Origin of the sequence: Bradyrhizobium sp. SEMIA (assembly GCF_014844175.1) — a bacterium.
GTDB lineage: Bacteria > Pseudomonadota > Alphaproteobacteria > Rhizobiales > Xanthobacteraceae > Bradyrhizobium > Bradyrhizobium arachidis.
This window is the reverse complement of sequence record NZ_CP046601.1, coordinates 7,756,596-7,776,412: the sequence shown is the minus strand read 5'-3', so window position 1 is coordinate 7,776,412 and position 19,817 is coordinate 7,756,596. Positions and strand designations below refer to the sequence as shown.

General features: G+C 62.1%; 17 protein-coding genes. 15 read left to right on the top strand and 2 right to left on the bottom strand.

Annotated features, from left to right (window positions below; translation table 11 throughout):
• The first annotated feature begins 112 nt into the window (after positions 1 to 112).
• Genes FOM02_RS37345 through FOM02_RS37335 form a run of 3 tightly spaced genes read left to right on the top strand, consistent with a single transcriptional unit; the run spans position 113 to position 4,135 of the window.
• A complete protein-coding gene (locus tag FOM02_RS37345) occupies positions 113 to 1,039 on the top strand; it encodes an ABC transporter permease (RefSeq protein ID WP_265440868.1) in 927 nt (308 codons plus the stop codon).
• 40 nt (positions 1,040 to 1,079) lie between these two features.
• Positions 1,080 to 2,594 (top strand): ABC transporter ATP-binding protein, encoded by a 1,515-nt coding sequence (locus tag FOM02_RS37340; protein ID WP_265440867.1) that lies wholly within the window; start codon positions 1,080 to 1,082, stop codon positions 2,592 to 2,594.
• Positions 2,595 to 2,635: 41 nt separating this feature from the next.
• Positions 2,636 to 4,135, top strand: coding sequence for a CoA-acylating methylmalonate-semialdehyde dehydrogenase (locus tag FOM02_RS37335; protein ID WP_322596931.1), 1,500 nt, complete (start codon positions 2,636 to 2,638; stop codon positions 4,133 to 4,135).
• Positions 4,136 to 4,709: 574 nt separating this feature from the next.
• Here FOM02_RS37335 and prpB read toward each other — a convergent pair.
• The gene (prpB, locus tag FOM02_RS37330; RefSeq protein ID WP_027564035.1) at positions 4,710 to 5,630 is read right to left on the bottom strand and encodes a methylisocitrate lyase; all 921 of its coding nucleotides are present in this window, start codon (positions 5,628 to 5,630) and stop codon (positions 4,710 to 4,712) included.
• A 21-nt stretch (positions 5,631 to 5,651) separates the two neighbouring features.
• On the bottom strand, positions 5,652 to 6,830 hold the full coding sequence (locus tag FOM02_RS37325; protein WP_027564036.1) for a 2-methylaconitate cis-trans isomerase PrpF family protein: 1,179 nt from the start codon (positions 6,828 to 6,830) through the stop codon (positions 5,652 to 5,654).
• A gap of 249 nt (positions 6,831 to 7,079) precedes the next feature.
• Here FOM02_RS37325 and FOM02_RS37320 point away from each other — a divergent pair, with 249 nt between their 5' ends.
• The 12 genes from FOM02_RS37320 to FOM02_RS37265 all read left to right on the top strand — a co-directional run bounded on the left by FOM02_RS37320 (position 7,080) and on the right by FOM02_RS37265 (position 19,467).
• Entirely contained in the window at positions 7,080 to 7,784 is a 705-nt protein-coding gene (locus FOM02_RS37320) for a GntR family transcriptional regulator (protein ID WP_051377652.1), read from the top strand.
• Positions 7,785 to 7,986: 202 nt separating this feature from the next.
• Complete coding sequence (gene tcuA, locus FOM02_RS37315; protein ID WP_035729220.1) at positions 7,987 to 9,504, top strand: FAD-dependent tricarballylate dehydrogenase TcuA; 1,518 nt, start codon at positions 7,987 to 7,989, stop codon at positions 9,502 to 9,504.
• Positions 9,505 to 9,515: 11 nt separating this feature from the next.
• The gene (locus FOM02_RS37310) at positions 9,516 to 10,496 is read left to right on the top strand and encodes an MmgE/PrpD family protein (protein ID WP_027564037.1); all 981 of its coding nucleotides are present in this window, start codon (positions 9,516 to 9,518) and stop codon (positions 10,494 to 10,496) included.
• A gap of 104 nt (positions 10,497 to 10,600) precedes the next feature.
• Positions 10,601 to 11,758 (top strand): ABC transporter substrate-binding protein, encoded by a 1,158-nt coding sequence (locus tag FOM02_RS37305; RefSeq protein WP_027564038.1) that lies wholly within the window; start codon positions 10,601 to 10,603, stop codon positions 11,756 to 11,758.
• Positions 11,759 to 11,826: 68 nt separating this feature from the next.
• The gene (locus tag FOM02_RS37300) at positions 11,827 to 12,696 is read left to right on the top strand and encodes a branched-chain amino acid ABC transporter permease (protein WP_027564039.1); all 870 of its coding nucleotides are present in this window, start codon (positions 11,827 to 11,829) and stop codon (positions 12,694 to 12,696) included.
• The gene (locus FOM02_RS37295; RefSeq protein WP_141263157.1) at positions 12,693 to 13,679 is read left to right on the top strand and encodes a branched-chain amino acid ABC transporter permease; all 987 of its coding nucleotides are present in this window, start codon (positions 12,693 to 12,695) and stop codon (positions 13,677 to 13,679) included. The genes FOM02_RS37300 and FOM02_RS37295 overlap by 4 nt, the downstream gene beginning before the upstream one ends.
• Positions 13,676 to 14,437 (top strand): ABC transporter ATP-binding protein, encoded by a 762-nt coding sequence (locus FOM02_RS37290; protein ID WP_027564040.1) that lies wholly within the window; start codon positions 13,676 to 13,678, stop codon positions 14,435 to 14,437. Before FOM02_RS37295 ends, FOM02_RS37290 begins: the two co-directional genes overlap by 4 nt.
• Positions 14,430 to 15,137: an ABC transporter ATP-binding protein gene (locus tag FOM02_RS37285; RefSeq protein ID WP_027564041.1), complete on the top strand. Its 708-nt coding sequence runs from the start codon at positions 14,430 to 14,432 to the stop codon at positions 15,135 to 15,137. Before FOM02_RS37290 ends, FOM02_RS37285 begins: the two co-directional genes overlap by 8 nt.
• Positions 15,138 to 15,169: 32 nt before the next feature.
• The gene (locus FOM02_RS37280) at positions 15,170 to 16,063 is read left to right on the top strand and encodes an NAD(P)-dependent oxidoreductase (protein WP_027564042.1); all 894 of its coding nucleotides are present in this window, start codon (positions 15,170 to 15,172) and stop codon (positions 16,061 to 16,063) included.
• A 73-nt stretch (positions 16,064 to 16,136) separates the two neighbouring features.
• Positions 16,137 to 17,096, top strand: a complete 960-nt coding sequence (locus FOM02_RS37275; protein WP_063617230.1) for a Bug family tripartite tricarboxylate transporter substrate binding protein — start codon at positions 16,137 to 16,139, stop codon at positions 17,094 to 17,096.
• Positions 17,097 to 17,104: 8 nt separating this feature from the next.
• Complete coding sequence (locus tag FOM02_RS37270; protein ID WP_027564044.1) at positions 17,105 to 17,905, top strand: N-acyl homoserine lactonase family protein; 801 nt, start codon at positions 17,105 to 17,107, stop codon at positions 17,903 to 17,905.
• Positions 17,906 to 17,988: 83 nt separating this feature from the next.
• Entirely contained in the window at positions 17,989 to 19,467 is a 1,479-nt protein-coding gene (locus FOM02_RS37265; protein ID WP_027564045.1) for an aldehyde dehydrogenase, read from the top strand.
• Positions 19,468 to 19,817: the final 350 nt, after the last annotated feature.

Below are 19,817 nucleotides of genomic sequence, written 5' to 3'. Positions count from 1 at the left end.
TCTCGGACTTCCCGATGCGACAATGCTGGTGTTTCAGGGTCTGATCTTCGTTTGCGTCCTCGTCGCGGACGCAATTGCGCAACAACTCCGAGAAACCACGCGGAGGTAAGACATGGACGCTACATCAATCGGCTGGCTTGCGCTGCCGCTCGCGATCCTGGGGGGCGCCATCCGTGTGTCGACACCCTTCATTTTCGTCAGTATCGGCGAGCTGATTACCGAGAAATCGGGCCGTATCAATCTGGGCCTCGAAGGCACGCTGATGCTCGGTGCTATGGCGGGATACGGGATCTCTTACCTCTCCGGTTCGCCCTGGCTCGGCGTGCTTTCCGCCGGGCTTGCCGGAATAGCGTTCGGGCTGCTGCATGGCCTGCTGTGCAGCGTGAAGCGCGTCAATGACACCGCGATCGGCATCAGCCTCATCGTGCTGGGTACCGGCCTTGCGTTCTTCCTCGGCAAACCGTTGATCGAGCCCAAGGCGCCGCCGCTTCCCTCGATCGCGCTCGGATTCTGGTCGAGCGTACCGCAGGTGCGAGCTGCGCTGGACGTCAACGCGCTGTTCTTCGTCGGAATTGCATTGGCCTTTGCGGTCTACGTCTTCCTGAACAGGACCGGCTGGGGGCTGATGCTGCGTACGGTGGGAGACAGCGAGGATGCGGCACGCGCACTTGGCTTTCCCGTATTGCGGGTGCGCATCATAGCGACCATGGCGGGCGGCTTTCTCGCCGGCATTGGCGGCAGCTTCCTGTCGCTTTCGTACCCGGGGAGCTGGAGTGAAGGCCTGTCGAGTGGCCAGGGCATCATGGCCGTCGCGCTCGTCATCTTTGCGCGCTGGCGTTCGATCAACGCCCTTGGCGCATCGCTGCTGTTCGGCGGGGCGGGCGCTCTTGGTCCTGCGCTCCAGGGCATTGGCGTGATCGGCTATTACTACCTGTTTAATGCGGCTCCCTACATTCTGACCCTTGCAATCATGGTTGCGTCGACGTCGCGGGGTGCTCCGTTCGCCGATGCGCCAGGCGAGCTCAAGCTCCACCGGTGAGAAGCGCCGTGACGAGAATTCATCCTTGGAGGATAGTCCGATGAGCGTTCTGCAAGTCGAGCTCAAGAACATGACGAAGCGTTTCGGGGCGAACCTCGCCCTGAACAACGTATCGCTGCTGATCCGCTCGGGCACCGTCCACGCGCTGCTCGGGGAGAACGGCGCTGGGAAGAGCACGTTGGTCAAATGCCTGGTCGGCTTTTACCATCCGGACGAGGGTCACATCCAGGTGGATGGGCGCGAGCACCGGCTGAACTCGCCCAAGGACGCCGATGCACTCGGCATCGGCATGGTTTATCAGCATTTTACTCTCGTGCCGTCGATGACGGTGGCGCAGAATCTCGTCGTCAGCGGCGCGAGATTGCCCGCCTACATCAACTGGCAAAGCGAGCTGAGACGGCTGGCCGAAGTCACCAAGAAGTTTCCTTTTCATGTGCCACTCGGCGTACGCATCTCGCAGCTCTCTGCGGGCGAGAAGCAGAAGGCCGAGATCGTCAAGCAGCTCTATCTCGGGCGCAAGCTACTCATCCTGGATGAACCGACGTCGGTGCTGACGCCGGCAGAAGCCGATGAAGTGCTCGGCCATGTTCGCAGCCTGACACGAATGGGCGAACTCAGCGCTATTCTGATCAGCCACAAGTTCCATGAAGTGCGCCGATTCGCCGACGACGTGACGGTGTTGCGTCGAGGCGCGTCGGTGAGAACGGGCGCCGTCGCCGATTTGACTGATGACGCTCTGGCAGAAGCTATGATCGGAGAGCCGGTCAGCAAGATGCTGCCGCACGCGCCGAAATCACCGCCGAAGTCCGATGTTATCCTCTCCATCAGCGACCTCCGCGTGAACGGCGACAATGGTCTTCCCGCCGTGAAAGATCTCTCGCTCGAAGTGCGGGAAGGCGAGATTGTCGGGATTGCCGGGGTATCCGGAAATGGACAATTGGAGTTGGTCGAGGCCCTGATGGGGCAGCGGGATCGCAGCGGCACGATGACCGTGTCCGGCTCACCGTTCAACGGTACGCGACAGGAAATCGCCCGCCTCGGCGTCTATGGACTGCCGCAAGAGCCCCTGAAGAACGCCTGCATCGATCGCATGTCGCTGGCCGAGAACCTTGCCCTGCGCAATTTCGATCGGGTGCCGCTCTGCCGTGGTATCGCAATGAACTATGGCGCGCTCGCCGAGCAGGCAGAGAGGCTGGTGGCACAATTTCGTGTCAAGGCCCCTGGCCTGAACGCAAGCATGAGCGCCCTATCCGGTGGCAATGTTCAACGCGCTGTGCTGGCGCGAGAACTCACACAGGACGTTCGATTGCTGGTCGCGTCGAATCCGACGTTCGGTCTTGACTTCGTTGCGTGCGAAGAAACGTACCGTCGGATCCTGGAGGCCCGGAACGGCGGAGCCGCAGTGCTGCTCATCTCGGAGGATCTCGACGAGTTGCTTGGCTTGGTCGACAGGGTCCTCGTCATGAGCGCGGGTCGCATCGTCCATGAAGTGTTAGCCGAGGGCGCCGACAAGCGCCTCATTGGCAAGTACATGGCGGGAATGAAAGCCGCCTGACTTGAGGGCGCGTGTTGATCAGAAATAGGAAGGAGACGTTCGTGATCACGCAAATCAATCATTTCATCAATGGCAAGCAGGTCCCGGGCGGCACTGAACGCAGTTTGCCCATCTTCAACCCGGCAACGGGCGAGCAGACGGGCCGTGTTGTTGCCGCCGACCGGGCGGTGGTGGCAGACGCGGTGTCCGCCGCCAGCAGGGCAGCGCAGGGATGGGCCGAAACGACGCCTTTACGGCGTGCACGTGTGCTCAATCGGTTTCTGCGAATCCTCGAGGATCGCACAGGTGAGCTTGCGGACGTGATCGTCTCCGAGCATGGCAAGGTTCACTCCGACGCGCTAGGGGAAGTTCAGCGCGGAATGGAGGTGGTCGAGTTTGCCACGGCCGCTCCCCAGCTCCTCAAGGGCGAGCTTACCGAAAATGTCGGTACCCGCGTCGACAGCTATTCTACCCGCCAGCCGCTCGGTGTTGTCGCCGGAATCACGCCCTTCAATTTCCCGGTCATGGTTCCGATGTGGATGTTTCCGGTCGCCCTCGCCTGCGGAAATGCGTTCATTCTGAAGCCTTCTGAGCGCGACCCTTCGGCGTCGCTCGTCATGGCGGAGTGGTTGAAGGAAGCAGGTCTGCCGGACGGCGTGTTCAACGTGGTGCAAGGCGACAAGGAGGCGGTCGATGCGCTGCTGCATCACCCGGATGTTTCGGCGATCAGCTTCGTGGGCTCCACGCCGATCGCACAGTACATCTATTCGACGACCGCAAACACCGGAAAACGCTGTCAGGCCCTTGGTGGCGCCAAGAACCACATGATCGTGATGCCCGATGCCGATATGGACCAGGCGGTCGATGCGTTGATAGGGGCCGCCTATGGCTCCGCTGGCGAACGCTGCATGGCGATCTCGGTTGCCGTGCCGGTCGGCGAGGGGACCGCGGACAAGCTGATCTCCGCGCTCGAACCCAAGGTTCGAGGCCTGAAGGTCGGGCCGGGTACCGACCGCGAAGCGGAGATAGGGCCTCTCGTGACGAAGCAACATCTGGAGAAGGTCCGCAGCTATATCGATGCCGGCGTCGCCGAGGGCGCAAAGTTGCTGGTTGACGGACGCAAGTTCAGGATGCGGGGGTACGAGAATGGTTTCTTCGTGGGCGGCAGCCTGTTCGATCATGTCAAGCCGAACATGAAGATCTACAAGGAAGAGATCTTCGGACCTGTGCTGTCAGTGGTTCGAGCCCCGGACTACGCGACAGCCGCGCGCATGATCAATGAACACGAATTTGGCAATGGTACCGCCATCTTCACGCGTGATGGCGATGCCGCGCGTGAATTCGCCCATCAGATCAAGGTCGGAATGGTCGGCATCAACGTTCCAATTCCGGTGCCAGTGGCCTTTCACTCCTTCGGTGGATGGAAAGCATCGATTTTCGGCGACCATCACATGCACGGCCCGGAGGGCGTTCGCTTCAATACTCGAATGAAGACGGTCACCAGCCGCTGGCCAACTGGGATGCGAGCCGGTGCCGAATTCGTCATGCCGACAATGTCGTAGGAGAAGTCGCCATCGAATCTCTGAACGCTAGTTCCTCCCTGACTGCGAGGGCCTCAGGCCCTCGCTTCTTTTCAGGCGACTTCATCCGCCAAAAAACCACTTCGGCGGCCGTGACGAGTTCCTCCTTGCCGCAACGGCGCAAACCTCCGCAATTTCGCAAAGCTGATTCCGCTCCTAGGCCGCTCTTCGTCACCCTATTTGGTAACCATTGGCCGCTACGGCGTCCTAGTCGTAGCCGATAGCGAGACCGAAATAGCGCGCTTTCGATTTCTCGCGAGAGAGGGGCGCTTCAACGCTACCGCCGGCAAGACCTCCTACAACATCGCTTCATACGAGCTTAGAAGTGCGCTTACCCTCGGGCTCAAGAACTGCCTCATGCTAAGGAATGGATGAGATATCGTAGATTTGGTTGGTGTGGGGAAAGGCGGTAGCGCTCCCCCGCTACCAAATCTACGAGTTTGCACGCCAACCTACGATTTTCTGCGATCCCATACGCGCGTTGCTCTTCAAATCAAGGCAAGCGTCATGGACTTTGCGATGGCCAGGCGGACGCGGTCGGCGCAGAGCATCGTCGCTAGCGTTGAGGCATGCCGGCCGGAACGATCGTTTGAACGATCGATGAATCGAGAGCTTCGTAGTCGTGCAGAGCGATTGTCGCGTAGAGCTCAGCGCGCGTCTGCATCCGCTCGACCAACTTGTGCGTGCCGCCGTCACGCGCAATCGCCGCGTAAAGCTCAGCCTGGGCCTTGTTCGCCACGCGCAATGAAGAGACCGGCCAGATCACCATTGCGTAGCCCATGGCCTCGAATTCAGCGGCCGTGAAGAACGGCGTCTTTCCAAACTCCGTCATGTTCGCCAGCAGGGGGACGCCGGGCATGCGCTCCGCAAAGGCGCGGAACATCTCGGCCGTGTTGAGCGCTTCCGGAAAGATCGCATCGGCACCCGCCTCCATGTAGAGCTTTGCGCGGGCGACCGCCCCGTCGAGGCCTTCGCTTGCGGCGGCGTCGGTCCTGGCAATGATCACCAGATCGCGACGTGCTTTTGATGCAGCCGCAACCTTGGCCGCCATGTCGCGCGCGTCGGCGATCTTCTTGTCATTGAGATGGCCGCACTTCTTGGGCAGTATCTGATCTTCAAGGTGAAGCGCGCCAGCGCCGGCGTCCTCGAAGACGCGGGTTGCATGCATCACGTTCAAGGCTTCGCCATAGCCGGTGTCGGCGTCGACGAGGAGGGGCAATCCCGTCGCGCGGACGATCTGGCGGACGAAGAAGGCGACCTCATCCACAGTGATGATGCCGAGATCGGGCAGGCCCATCGACGCCGTCATCGCGGCGCCCGAAAGATAAAGCGCGTCGAAGCCGGCCGCCCTGGCCTGCAGCGCCGCCATGCCGTTGTGAGCACCCGGCAGCTGCAGGATGCCCGGCCGCTTCAGCAGCTCGCGGAAGCGGCGGCCGGCGGATTCGCGGGGAAGGTCGGCGGCAACGAGATAGGTCATCTTAAGAGAGCTCCGGGATCGTTACGCGCTGCGTCGTGCCTGCGCGGTGGATTTCGCTGTTCGATAGAACACGCTTCCTTCGAACAGCCGTCTGGCGGTGCGGTACACCGCGCCATGAATGGCCCGCGCCTTTACGGGATCATCGGCATGTTCCACGGCTGCATCGACCACGGTCGTACCGGAGGGATGTGCGATGGTGATCGGGCCGTCGCCGGCACGGGCCATCCGGTTCGGAAGCGTGCGTTCGATGCGCACCGCAATGGCAAGGCAGGTGGCGCCTGTGATCGGGACCGCGCGGTGCGGCTGACCGATCGAAATCATCCTGATGCCCAGTGACATGTCGGAAGCCTCAAGCCGCCGACCGGACAACGTCGTCATCTGGCGCGGCGCTACGATCATCGCGACCTTGGGCACGCTTGGGATCTTGGCTGCCGCGGCGACATCAGGGGCAAGGCCCATCGCCACGGACGCCGCGCAGCGAATCGCCTCCATCCGTTCGAGAAACACCGGATCGCTTTCGAGAGTCTCGGGCATCTCGCTGCCGTCCTTGCCGACCGAACTCGCGGCGACGAAGACGCAAGGATTGGCGGCATCGACGAGTGACGCCTCGATCGAACCGAGACCGGGGATATCGAAATGATCGCAGGCGCGACCGGTCGGCAGCAGGCGCCCGGTTCGGGTGCCGCCCGGATCAACGAATTCGAGCCGGACCGGTGCTCCCTGTCCGCCGACGCCATCGATCGTCATCTCGCCGTCGGTCTCGACATCCCCGTCCGCCATTGGGAAACGTGCAACGATGATCTTGCCGGTGTTGGTGTTGTGAATGCGCACCACGGCCTCGCCGTTCGCTGGCGCCTTCACCAGGCCTTCGCTGACGGCGAACGGGCCCATCGCCGAAGACATGTTGCCGCAATTTGCGCTGTAGTCGACGTCAGCGCTCTTCACGGAAATCTGCGCGAACGTATAGTCGATGTCGGCATCCGGCCGCGTCGGCGAGCCGACGACGCAAACCTTCGAAAGAGACGACAGCCCGCCGCCCATCCCGTCGAGTTGGCGGCCGTTGGGATCGGGCGATCCCATGATCGCCAGGAAGATCGGATCCCATTGTGCGGGATCCGCCGGCAGATCCTGTCTGTTGAACACGACAGCTTTCGACGTGCCCCCGCGCATGAAAGCGGCCTTAAGCTTGTTCTGCGGCATTAAACCTACCCTCTGCATACGTATGTATACTTTGGATACCACTGTATACATTCATGGAGCGGACTGCTACCCTTATTCTATTCGGTGGACGCTGAGGGCCTCGTTCCAGACAGGCGGCGCTACGCCGAATATCTTGCGCCGTTCACGTGCCGTGTACGGTCGGATGAATCGGACGCAGATCATTGATGGACGGTTTGGCGCGTCTCGCTCGCATGAGCAGCTCACGCCGAATGAGATCAGGAAGACCTCATGAACGACGACATGGTGTTGCCGGACCGCACGAAGTTCGCATCTGCTGCCGACTATGCTTACGCGGCGCTACGGCGTGAGATCGTCGAAGGGCGCTTTGCTCCGGGGCGGCGCATGCGCGAAGTTGAATTGGCGGAACATCTCGGCATCAGCCGAACGCCAACCCGCCAGGCGCTGACGCGGCTCGAACTCGAGGGCCTGCTCGATCTTCGCCCGCGAACCGGGCTTGTCGTGTCCGTTCTCGACATGGATGCGGTCGAAGAGCTCTACGAGATGCGCGCGGCACTCGAAGGCACCGCGGCCGCGATGGCCGCAAAGCACGCGAGTCCGAAAGATTTTGCCGCGCTGGCCAGACTTGTCGCCGAAGGTGAAAAGCTCGATCGCGATCCGCTCAAGCTCTATCGGCACAACAGGGAATTGCACGACGCCATTCAGGTCGCTGCTCACAATCGCTATCTCGAAAAGAGCTTGTCGGCTCTGCAGGATGCGATCGCGCTTCTGGGGCCGACGACGTTGGCCGACAAGGGCCGCTTTGCGGTCGCTCAGGCCGAGCACGCAGCCATCGTGCAGGCGATTTCGCAGAGAGACGGCGAGAAGGCTGACCGCCTGGCGCGCACCCACGTTCTGAATGCGCTCGAGACCCGTCGAGCGATCCTGGCGAAAGAGCGTGAGCTGGAAGCGCGCCGCGAGCAGGATGGTGTCTGAACTGATCCGCGAGCGCCGCTGATCTTTTTGCTTCCAACGGCGCTTCGTTCAGCCTCCTGACCTTATCACTTTCCGTATCAGACTGTTTTCATGGGGTTTTTCCTCGGAAATGGCGCCGTCTGAATTATCTTGCATTCGAATGTATACATTAGTATTCACGAGCATACATAAGCCCAGAAGGCGCAGGCGGGAAGGAACGGAAATGCACGAAGAGTTCGATGTGATCGTCGTTGGCGCGGGAAATGCCGCTCTGGCTGCGGCAGTCTCAGCGAAAGAAAACGGCGCCGATCGTGTCGTCGTTCTCGAGAAAGCCCCCCGCGAAATGCGAGGCGGAAACACGCACTGGAGCGGCGGTGTTCTGCGCTTCGCCTATGACGAGCCGCGCGAGATCGGCGCCCTGCTGCCGGGCATCGAAGACGAGTTCGAGAATTTCTACGACGGCATTTCTCCTTACACGCAGGAAGATTTTCACGGCGATCTCGTGCGCGTCACCAACGGACGCACCGATCCGGCCTTGTCGCGTCTGCTCGTGTCGAATTCGCAGGCGACCGTTCGCTGGATGAAGGACACCGGCGGCATCAAGATGGAGCCGGCGATCAGCCTGTCCGCCGTCAAGAAAGACAACGTCATGGTCTGGGCGCGCGGCCTCGTGGTGCGCGCGGCGCACGAGGGCGTCGGCCTTTCGCGCAGCTGGTTCGCGACTTGCGAACGCATGGGGATCGAGGTTCGGTACGGCAACGCCGTCTCGGAGTTGCTCGTCGATGACAATGGCCGCGTCGTCGGTGTCAAGACTAAGGACGACGAAGGCGTTCGTTCGCTCGGCGCGAAAGCCGTCGTGCTCGGCTGCGGCGGGTTCGAGGCGAACGTTCAGATGCGCACGCAGCACATCGGTCCCTTGGTCGGCGCCGCAAAGGTTCGCGGCACGCCGCACAACCAGGGCGACGGCCTGCGGATGGCCCTGGCCATCGGCGCCATGCCGTGGGGACAGTGGAGCGGCTGCCATGCAACGCCGATCAGCGCGGATTGGGGCGACTTCGCGCCGCGCGAAATGACCGATCGCAGCAATCGTCTGTCCTACGTCTATTCGGTGATGATCAATCGCAAGGGCAAGCGCTTCGTCGATGAAGGCGAAGACGGCGCGCTCTTCACCTACGCGAAATTCGGCCGAGCCATTCTGGCCGAGCCGGGCGCCAAGGCATATCAGCTGTTCGACAGCAAGGTGATCCACCTGCTCGAGCCGCGCTATTCGACCAGCGACCCGATCAAGGCGAACTCGCTGGCAGACCTGATCGAGCAACTCGATATCGACGACAAGGCGCAGGCGCTCAGGACCGTCCAGCAATTCAACGATCATGCCCGCGCGCCGGACGAAGGCTTCGATCCCACGAAGAAGGACGGCCTCTCGACCAAGGGCCTCGATCTCGAAAAGACCAACTGGGCGCTGAAGCTCGACAAGGCACCTTATTATGCCTACAGCGCGACGGGCGGAATCACCTTCACGTTCGGCGGCCTGAAGATCAACGAGAACGCCGAGGTGATCGGCACCGACTGGCGCCCGATCAAGGGTCTCTACTGCTGCGGCGAGCTCGTCGGCGGTCTGTTCTATGACAACTATCCGGCTGGCACCGGCCTCGTCTCGGGTGCCACCTTCGGCAGGATCGCGGGCCGAAACGCTGCGGCCCAGCAGAGCGTCGCGCGAGCCCAAGCGGTGGCATCGTGACCAGCGCCACGATGGCAAGACCAGGCGGCTGGGCCGAAAGCCTGGCGGAGCGGATCGGCTCTTACGATTCACGGCGGCGAGATGCCAAAGCTGCAGCAAAGGCCAAGGCGGCGATCATCACAGCGTTCGGCCTGGCGCTGTCCGGCGCGCCAGCCGCCATCACGAAAGCGCTGCTGGGTACTTCCGGCGTCGCGACAAGCGGGCCGGCGCTTGTCTTTGGGACCGAGCGGCGCACAAGCGCCGTCGATGCCGCGTTGATCAACGCCACAGCTGCAGTCGCCGGAGCCGAAGCTTCACGCGATGCAGCGAATGCGGCGTGTATCGTGACGCTGTTCGGGCTCTGCGAGGAGCGTGGAAAGACGGGGCAGCATTTCCTCGATGCGTTGATGTCGGCCGCTGAGATCTCTCCTCTTCTCGCGCCGATGCTGTCGCCCGCGGGCGGCGAGCTCGGATATGCCTTGTTCGGTGGGGTCGCGGCGGCCGCCCGTGTGCTCGAATTGAGCCGCCCGAAGATTGCAGCCGCGCTGCTCATGGCAGGGATGGCGAACGTCGACAGTCCTCCTGCCGGACCGGTCGGAGCGAGGTCGCTTATGATTGGTCTGAGCCTTCGCAGCGGATTGCTGGCCGCTCTGCTCGCCGAAGCCTTGGACGAAGTGTCCTGCGCCGAGATGATCGGGAGCGAAGCAAACACGATCCCGAGTCCGGCCACGGACAGCGGAGCGCCGGGAGAGGCCGCTTTCGATCTTCTCGCAGTTCAATCGCCGCCAGCAGCCGATCTCTGGGATCAGTTCGAGCAGCGGGCTGGCGCCGTTCTGCCGCGCGATCACATCGCTCCGCTATTCGAACGGCTCGAGACGATCGACAAGGTGAGCGACCTCGCGACGGTGTCGCGTCTGTTGCAAGGCCGCGGAGCGCAGGAGGAGGCGCCAAAGAAGGTCGTCTTTGCCGCGCGAGGAACGCACGAGCCGGAGGAGACGACTTGGGTTCCCTGAACCCGCAAATGAATGCGAGGCGGCCAAGCCGCGTCGCAACGACAAGCCTTACCTGACACAACAAGAGCAAGGCCGACAAAAATATCATCTGGGGAGAGATTGGAATGAAGCGTCTTGAGTTGGTTGCCGTACTCGCCGCATCCGTCATGTGTTCTGCGGCTCGGGCCGAAGACAGTGTCACGATCGGCGTGCACGCCAGTTTTTCCGGTGCCGGTGCCGCGTTTGCCGAGGGCATGCTCGCCGCCACCGACTTTGCTGCCGAGGATGTCAACAAGGGCGGCGGCCTCGAAGTTGGCGGCAAGCGCTACAAGATCCTGATCAAGCAATATGACGACCGCTATCGCGCCGCCGACGCGGTCACCGCGATGGATCGCCTGATGATCCAGGACGGAATCCGCTTCGTGGTCGGTCCGATGGGCTCGGCGGCGGCCGTGGCGACCAAGGATCAGACCACGTCTGGAAAAGTCATCACCATGACGCTGGCTTTCACGCCCCGCGCGCTCGGGGCCGATGCGCCGTTTGCTTACCGGCCCGTGATCACCACCGGCGAATTTTCCGATCCGCAGGTGGCCTGGCTGATGAAGAACACGTCGGCCAAGCAGGTCGTGTCGCTGTTGCCCAATGACGAAACCGGACAGCAAATCGGTGTGGCGAACTTCAACTCCTACGCCAAGGCCGGCGCGAAGCTGCAGGTCGAGTATTTCGAGCGCGAGCGCGTCGACTTCGTGCCCATTCTGACCCGCCTTCTGACCAAGGCCGACGGGCTCGAGCTTGGCGGCAACTCTCCGACCACCGCGGGACTCATTCTCAAGCAGGCCCGCGAACTCGGCTACCGCGGTCCGGTGTTCGTCACGGGCGGCGATGTTGCCGCCGAGATGCTGAAGGTGGCGGGCAAGGACGCGGCTGAAGGCGTCTACGTGCACCTGCCCATCGATACCGGCCTGCCGGATACGGCAGCCTATGTCGCCCGCTTCAAGGCCAAGTATGGGCCGAACATGAACGGGTTCAGTCCCTTCTTTTATGCCGGTCTGCAGATGCTGTTTACTGCGATGAAGAAGGCCGGGACCGTTGACGATACGACCAAGATCGCGACGACGCTCGATGGACTGTCCGACGTTCCGACCGCGATGGGCAAGGCGGGCTGGACGGGCGAGCAGAAGTACGGGATCAAGCACCAGATCGATCTTCCGTTCTATGTCGGGCAGATGAAAGACGGCGTCGTGACCAAGGTGGCAACCTGCGACGTCAACGCCTGCAAATAAGCGACCGCTGGAACAGGTGGGGCGCGCCTGCGCCTCACTCACACGATTGGAGTCGTCATCCCGTGAGCATGGATATCATTCTGGTCCAGACCGTCGTGAACGGCCTCATGGTCGGCATGATCTATGTGCTGATGGCCATCGGCTTCACCATGGTGTTCGGCATCATGCGCATCGTGAATTTTGCGCATGGCGAGTTCTACATGGCCGGCGCGTTCCTGTTCGCGATCCTTTACGGCAGCAACGGCTTGCCGTTCTCCATCAGCGTTCTGCTGGCCATTGGCGCCACGGCCTTGCTGGGACTGCTGATGGAGCGGATCGTCTTCCGCAAGTTTCGCGGCAACGAGCTGAACGGCATGATCGCATCCGTCGGCGTCGCTCTCATCCTCCAGAACAGTGCGCTTCTGATGTGGGGATCCTCGGCACGCACCGTGCCGCCGGTCGTATCGGGGGTGCTATCGGTCGGCGGCATCGTATTCCCCTGGTCGCGGCTGGTGGTCATCATCGGAGCGATCGTCGCCGTCGTGTCGCTCAACCTCCTGATCGGCCACACAAGGATCGGCCGGGCCATGCGCGCCGTGGCGCAGGACGCCGAGATTGCGCAGGTGCAGGGCATTCGCGTCGACGTCATCTTTCCCGTCGCGTTCGTGCTGGGCGTGAGCCTTGCGGGATTCGCCGGCGTTCTGATGGCCCCGGTGCTGTCGGTCTCGCCGTTCATCGGCCTGGCGCCGACGCTGAAGGCCTTCGTGATCGTCGTCATCGGCGGGCTCGGCAGCGTTCCCGGCGCCGTGGCGGGGGGATTGCTCATCGGCTTGATCGAGAGCTTCGCCGGCACCTTCGTCAGTGCTTCATTGTCCGAGATCCTTCAATTCCTGGTCGTGATCGCCGTCGTGTTGCTGCGTCCGCAGGGCCTGTTGGGCCGAAAGGAGCGTGAGGCGTGAATCCTCCCACAACCAAGCCGATGTCTTATGTCGGGATCGCAGTGGCCGTCGGTCTCGCCGTGCTGCTGCCCTGGTTCGCACCGAACCAGTTCTACGTCCATCTGGCGACAGTCGGCTGCATCAACCTGATGCTCGTGCTCGGCCTTGCCATCATTGCCCGGGCGGGGCAGCTGTCGATGGGCCATGGTGGCTTTGCGCTGGTCGGCGGATATGTCTCGGCGTTGTTGTCGATCAAGGGCTGGCCGCCGCTGCTGACCCTGTTCATCGCTGCGGGGGTTGCGGCCGTCATCGCGGCCGCGCTTGGCTGGGTCATCCTGCGTTTGCGCGGCGTCTATTTCGTGCTGGTCGCCTTTGCATTCAGCCAGATCGCGGTGCTGCTGGCGCTGGACATGAGCTCGATCACGGGCGGAGCAAACGGCCTCGTCGGTGTGCCGCCGATTTCGATCTTCGGTTACGTGCTTCGCGCCAAGCCGCAATTCTATCCGTTCGCGCTCGTGTGTGCGCTGACGACGCTGCTGTTGACCTGGCTACTCTATCGCTCGCCGCTCGGCACGATGATGGCGGCCACCGCCGAGAACCAGCGGCTCACCGAATCGAGCGGCATCGATACGCATCGCGTCCAGGTGATTGCCTTCACGGTCGGATCGGGCATCGCCGGCTTCGCGGGCGCGTTGTCGACGCACTATCTCCGTTTCATTTCGCCGGACTCATATACGTTCTGGGAGTCGGTTTCCTACCTGACCATGCTGGTCGTCGGCGGACGGGACGGGGTGCTGGGGCCCGTGGTCGGTGTTCTCGTGCTGACGCCTCTGCCGGAGCTCCTCCGCTCCACCGAAGGATTGCAGCACATCATCTACGGGGCCGTGCTCGTGCTCTGCCTGATGTTCGTTCCGAACGGCCTCGCAAGCCTCATTCAGACCTGGCGTTCGCGCCAACGGGTTGCGACAACCGGCGCCGCGCGCGTGGCCGAGGAAGTGCCATGAGCATGCTCCAAGTCGAAAGCCTGAAGCGCTCCTTCGGCGGGCTTGTCGCCGTTCGAAACGTATCCTTCGAGGTCAACGAGGGCGACTTTCTCGGCCTTATCGGACCGAACGGCGCCGGCAAGACCACGCTGTTCAACGTGATTTCGGGCGTTCTCAGTCCATCGGCTGGCACTGTGCGGTTCCAGGGACGAGACATTTCCGGCCAGCCAGCCAATCAAACGGTTCGCCAGGGGCTTTCACGGACCTTCCAGGCCGCAACCATCTATCCGGAAGCGACTGTCATTGAAAATGTCGCGCGCGGCACGCTGGCTTCGAACGTGAGCGGCCTGTGGGGAGGGTTTCTCTCGAGCAAATGGCGGGTGGCAGCGAAAGACAAGGCGTCTGGTGTGCTCGATCTGTTCGGGCTGACGCGCCGTGCCGGCCTGAAGGCACGCGAATTGTCCTATGGCGAGCAGCGGCGCCTCGGCGTTGCAATCGCGCTTGCCAGCGAGCCCAGGCTCTTGATGCTCGACGAGCCGGTCGCCGGCCTCAACCCGGAGGAGGCGGCTGAACTCGCCTCGGTTCTCCGCCGGGTCAAGTCGGAACGCGGCGTGACCATGGTGATGGTCGAGCACCACATGCGCACGGTCATGGGCCTCTGCAATCGCGTCGTGGTGCTGGATCACGGGACGCTGATCGCGCAGGGAACGCCGGCGGAAGTCGTGTCGAACCCAGTCGTCATCGAGGCGTATCTCGGCAAGGAAGCGGTCCATGCTTGATGTCCGCGGGATCAGCGTCGCCTACGGTCCGCTCACGGCGGTCCGCAACTTGAGCCTCTCCGTCGCTGACGGAGCGATCGTCTCTCTCATCGGTTCAAATGGTGCGGGCAAGACCACCACGATGAAGGCCATTATCGGCCTCAAGCCTGTGAGCGGCGGAGAAATCTATTTCGACGGCGAGCGCATCGATGGCGCATCGGCTCCTCGGCGCGTCGGGCGCGGGATCGCGCTGTCACCCGAAGGACGCCGTGTCTTCCCGCAGATGAGCGTGCTCGACAATCTGCTGGTAGGTAGCTACTCGCAGAGGGATAAGGCGCACCAGAGAAAGACGCTGGACCAGATCTACGGATACTTTCCCCGTCTCGTGGAACGAAGGAGCCAGATGGCCGGTTCGCTGTCGGGCGGCGAGCAGCAAATGGTGGCCATCGGCCGCGCACTCATGGCGAGGCCCCGCCTGTTGCTGCTGGATGAGCCGTCGCTCGGGCTTGCTCCGATCATCGTCGATGAGATCGCGCGCATCATCGTCGAGATCAACCGCGATATCGGCATGTCGATCATCCTGGTTGAGCAGAATGCAAAGCTTGCATTGAATCTCTGCAACGAGGCGTATGTGCTGGAGACCGGCGCGGTCGCGCTGAGCGGGAAGGGCAAGGACCTCCTGGCCAGCGACTACGTCCGGCGTGCCTATCTCGGCATCTGAATGTATCTGTCCAAAAATTCCGGAGTTTTGTTATGACTGGCTCTTCGACTTTCGGCTTCATCGGTTTGGGCGTCATGGGCGAACCCATGTGCCGGCACCTCGTGCAGAAGACGAAGCAGAGGGTCCTGATTCACGACATCAACCCCGAGCCCGTGGCGCGCCTGGTTCAAGCCGGCGCAGTCGATGCCAGCTCGATCGCGGGGCTCGCGAAAGCCGATGTCGTCTTCATTTCCATGCCCAGCGGCGAGCACCTGAAGAAGATTTGCGAGATGCCCGGCGGGATCCTCGAATTCGCGCGCGCGGGCCAGAGCATCGTCGATCTCTCGACCAGCCCGTTGAAACTGACCCGTGAGCTGGCCGGCGCCTTCGCCGCAAAGGGAGCCGACTATGCCGATGCGCCCGTGGCCCGGACGCGGGCGGCGGCCGAGGCGGGGACGCTTGCAATTTCGGTCGGAGCAAACGCGGACGTGTTCGCGCGCATCGAGCCGCTGCTGCGTTGCTTCGCGAGCGAGGTGACCCATTGTGGCGACGTCGGATCGGGCCAGGTGGTCAAGATCCTCAACAACATGGTCGTGGTCGGGACCGTGACCGCGCTGTGCGAAGCCGCCGCGATCGCAAATTCGGCGGGTGTGTCGACCGCGACCCTGTTCGACGCCTTCTCCAAGGGCTCCGCGGACAGTTTTGCTTTGCGCAATCACGGCTACAAGGCGGTCTTGGCGCAGGAGTTTCCCGAGCGGGTGTTTTCGACCGACTACATGCACAAGGACGTGTCTTACGCGCTCGATATGGCAAGGGACGCCGGGATCGAAGCGAGGGAAGCCGCACTCGGCGCCAGGCTTCTGACTGAGGCCTCTCAGGCCGGCTTTGGAGCCAACTACTGGCCGGTCATCGTGAAGATCATCGAACGCTCTTCGAAGAAGTCATGATCGATGCGTGAGGGCGATCGAGCCTCGCCTTTCGAGATCAGGAAATAGCAAAAACGATCAATGGGAGGGTTCTGTGCGGGTGTTGTTGTTGACGATAACGCTGCTCCTTTCACACTGGAGCCCGGCGGCAGCAGCGGATGGCTATCCCTCGCAGCGAATTTCGGTCATTGCCCCATTTGCGCCTGGCAGCGGAACAGACGGAGTTGCGCGCATCGTGTTTCAGCGGCTGTCGGAATTGCTGAAGACAACGATCATCATCGATAACCGCGTCGGTGCAAATGGCGCGCTGGGGGCGACGGCAGCTGCGCGCTCTGCGCCCGACGGATACACGTTGCTTGTCGGCGGAACGTCGACGCACGCCGCCAATCCCAGTCTGCTGAAATCGATCCAATATGATCCAATCGCCGATTTCGCCCCGATTTCGCAATTCGGCCTGTTTCCGTACTTCCTGATCGTCGATCCCGGCCTGCCCGTGAAAAGTGTGGCCGACCTCGTGGCTCTCGCGAAGAGCAAGCCGGGCACGCTGACGTTTGGTTATGCCAATGCGCTTGGCCAACTGTCCGGCGAAGCTTTCAAGCGGCGGGCAGGGATCGACATTGCCGCCGTGCCTTATCGAAACAGCCCGCAGGTCGTCACCGATATCATCGCGCAGCGTGTCTCCATGACATTCATGGACATGGCGCCTGCGGTCTCTCAGGTCGAGGCCGGCCAGGCACGCGCACTCGCGACCACGAATCCGGACCGCGCCTCGCTTTTCCCCGATATCCCGACCATGAAGGAGGGAGGGCTCGCGTTCATCAACATTTCCGCGTGGTCGGGACTGTTCGCACCCAAGGACACGCCGCCCGAGATCGTTGCCAGGCTCGCCGAAGGCGTGCGCGAGGTGCTGGCAGAACCGGAGATACGCAAACGCCTCGCCGATATCGGCTTCGAGGCTCAGTGGATCGGGCCGGCAGAGTTCGCCAAGCATGTCAAGGACGACATGGATCTATGGGCGACGACAACGAGGGAAGCCGGCATCGAGCGCCAGTGAGTGATGACATGTCCGAGTATGAAATCTATGCGATCCGGTACGCCAGGAAGGACGAGCGCCGCTCATCGGAGAACTTCATCGAGCACGATGCGCCGGACAGCCCGATGCCGATGGACTTCTTCGTCTGGGCACTGGTCGGCCGGGACCGCACGGTGATCGTCGATACTGGCTTCGACGAGAAGGCCGGCAAGGCGCGCAACTATGCCGTCACGCGACCGGTCGCTGAGGGGCTGAAGCAGATCGGGATCAATCCCGACACCGTGAAAGACGTCATCCTGACCCATATGCACTGGGACCATGCCGGCAACCACGATCTGTTTCCTCAAGCCCGGTATCACGTGCAGGAGCGTGAGATGCATTTCTGCACGGGCCGCTGCATGTGCGATGTCGAGCAGAAGAAGGCCTATAATGTGGAAGACGTCAGTCACATCGTCAGGCGGAACTTCGAAGGGCGCGTGACGCTCCACGATGCGAATTCCGATTTCGACGACGGAATCTCCCTGCACTGGCTGGGCGGGCATACCGCGGGACTGCAGGTCGTGAGGGTGAAGACGCGGCGAGGTCACGTGGTGCTGGCCTCGGATGCTTCGCACTACTACGCCAACATCCTGCAGCGGCGACCATTCCCGGTGTTGTTCGACACCAAGCAGATGTTGAACGGCTTCGCTGTCATCCAGCAGCTCGCCGATGGTCCGTCCCACATCATTCCAGGCCACGACCGGCAGGTGCTGTCCCTCTTTCCTGCCGCGCGCGCGGGGCTCGACGGAATCGCGCGGCTGGACGCCGACGCTTGCGGAAAGCCGGCCTAAGCCTCAGCCGGAAGAAGGCCGGCGCAGGACACACTCTCTAGATCAGACACACAACGGTTCGCCAGTCGCGGAGATCATCGATCATGCCGAAGAAGTACGGAATTGCCATCGCCAATGAGATCGTGAGCGCACCGAACCAGGAATGGTTGTCCGCCATAAACCCCTATACCCGCGAGGAATGGGCGCTGGTGCCGCAGGCGACCCCGGCGCAAGTCGCCGATGCAATCGCGGCGGCCAGGAGAGCGTATGACTCCGTCTGGAGTAAAACGACCGGGCTTGCTCGGGCGAATTTGTTGAACCGTCTGGCCGACCTGCTCGATGCGCAGGCTGAGCGCATAGCCATCATGGAGAGCTCCGACAACGGCAAGATCATCCGCGAGACGCACGGTCAGATGCATTTTGCCGCGCGCGCCTACCGGTTTTTCGCGGGCTGCGCCGACAAGATTTTCGGTGACACCATTCCGCTGGACCAGCGCGACGTCTTCGACTTCACGCGTCGGGAGCCGATCGGTGTCGCGGTTCTGATCACGGCGTGGAATTCCCCGATGGGCCTGCTCGCCAACAAGCTCGCTCCGGCGCTCGCGGCAGGCAATTGCGTCGTCATCAAGCCATCCGAGCATGCATCCGTGACGACGCTGGAGTTCGCCGAACTGGTCCGGGAGGCCGGGTTTCCGGCGGGCGTCGTCAACGTGGTGACCGGCGACTACAGGACCGGGCAGGCGCTGCTCACGAGCGGCCGAATTGACCGTGTCAGTTTCACGGGGAGTCCGAATGTCGGTCGACAGATTGCAGCGGAGGCGGGCCGCTCGCTAGTCCCGGTGACGCTTGAGCTGGGGGGAAAGTCGCCCAACGTGATCTTCGAGGATGCGGACCTCGATAAGGCGACGGTTGGTGCTCTCGCCGGCATTTTCGGCGCAACCGGACAAACCTGCATCGCGGGCTCGCGGCTGCTTGTTCAGCGTTCGATTCATGATGAGATCGTGAAGCGGCTCGTCGGCCGCGCTCAAAAGATCAGGTTGGGCAATCCGTTGCACAAGACAACAGATATGGGAACGGTGGCGAACGAGCCGCAGTTCGATCGGATTCTCAAATGCATCGGTGATGCCCAGAAGGAGGGCGCGGTCCTCGCTTGCGGCGGCAAGCCTGCGACAGGCGATGGCCTGGGCAAAGGTCTTTTCATCGAGCCGACCATCTTCACCGGCGTTGAGAACAGGATGACGATTGCCCAGGAAGAGGTGTTCGGGCCCGTGCTCTCGATCATTCCCTTCGACTCGGAGGAACAGGCGATCAGCATCGCGAACGATAGCAAATACGGGCTGGCGTCCGGAATTTGGACCACGAACCTGTCGCGCGCGTTGCGCGTCTCGCGGGCGGTCCACGCTGGAACGGTTTGGGTGAACACCTACCGTGCTTCCAGTGCGATGGCTCCGTTCGGCGGGTTCAAGGAGTCGGGATTCGGTAAAGAGCGCGGGGTGGCGGCGTTGGACGAATTCCTGCAGACCAAGAACGTCATGATCGATTTCTCAAACGAAGAGCGTGATCCCTTTGCCCTCAAGACGTAAGGCGAGCATCGCTCGTCGGCTGAAAGGCAAGCGCAACGCATCCCGCCAACAGAGCGGCGCGAATGTACTGCTCCTTGCGATCCCCGGAGACGGGGTTGGTCTTCCGGAGACTGGCGGGCAAATACGTCAACCCATGCAAAATTGGCGTAACGTATTTGCTGAAATCGATGCCGACGAATTTCGAGCAGCTCGCTCGATGGACCGAAGCTCATTGATTCTGCTGGGTTAGCGCCTTGAAGCCCAAATGATATGGCGCCCGTAACTTGGGAGCTCTCTAACTTATTGATGTTGCGTGAGCGCTTCGAGGACCAGCTGCAATTGGTCGATCATTCGAGACGACGAGAAACGCG

Excerpts from the sequence above, each read along its gene's own strand:
- FOM02_RS37290 (WP_027564040.1), top strand. The coding sequence starts at position 13,676 with ATGAGCATGCTCCAAGTCGAAAGCCTGAAGCGCTCCTTCGGCGGGCTT.
- FOM02_RS37280 (WP_027564042.1), top strand. The coding sequence starts at position 15,170 with ATGACTGGCTCTTCGACTTTCGGCTTCATCGGTTTGGGCGTCATGGGC.
- FOM02_RS37320 (WP_051377652.1), top strand. The coding sequence starts at position 7,080 with ATGAACGACGACATGGTGTTGCCGGACCGCACGAAGTTCGCATCTGCT.
- FOM02_RS37300 (WP_027564039.1), top strand. The coding sequence starts at position 11,827 with ATGGATATCATTCTGGTCCAGACCGTCGTGAACGGCCTCATGGTCGGC.
- FOM02_RS37310 (WP_027564037.1), top strand. The coding sequence starts at position 9,516 with ATGGCAAGACCAGGCGGCTGGGCCGAAAGCCTGGCGGAGCGGATCGGC.
- FOM02_RS37265 (WP_027564045.1), top strand. The coding sequence starts at position 17,989 with ATGCCGAAGAAGTACGGAATTGCCATCGCCAATGAGATCGTGAGCGCA.
- FOM02_RS37305 (WP_027564038.1), top strand. The coding sequence starts at position 10,601 with ATGAAGCGTCTTGAGTTGGTTGCCGTACTCGCCGCATCCGTCATGTGT.
- FOM02_RS37285 (WP_027564041.1), top strand. The coding sequence starts at position 14,430 with ATGCTTGATGTCCGCGGGATCAGCGTCGCCTACGGTCCGCTCACGGCG.
- prpB (WP_027564035.1), bottom strand. The coding sequence starts at position 5,630 with ATGACCTATCTCGTTGCCGCCGACCTTCCCCGCGAATCCGCCGGCCGC.
- tcuA (WP_035729220.1), top strand. The coding sequence starts at position 7,987 with ATGCACGAAGAGTTCGATGTGATCGTCGTTGGCGCGGGAAATGCCGCT.
- FOM02_RS37345 (WP_265440868.1), top strand. The coding sequence starts at position 113 with ATGGACGCTACATCAATCGGCTGGCTTGCGCTGCCGCTCGCGATCCTG.
- FOM02_RS37340 (WP_265440867.1), top strand. The coding sequence starts at position 1,080 with ATGAGCGTTCTGCAAGTCGAGCTCAAGAACATGACGAAGCGTTTCGGG.
- FOM02_RS37270 (WP_027564044.1), top strand. The coding sequence starts at position 17,105 with ATGTCCGAGTATGAAATCTATGCGATCCGGTACGCCAGGAAGGACGAG.
- FOM02_RS37325 (WP_027564036.1), bottom strand. The coding sequence starts at position 6,830 with ATGCCGCAGAACAAGCTTAAGGCCGCTTTCATGCGCGGGGGCACGTCG.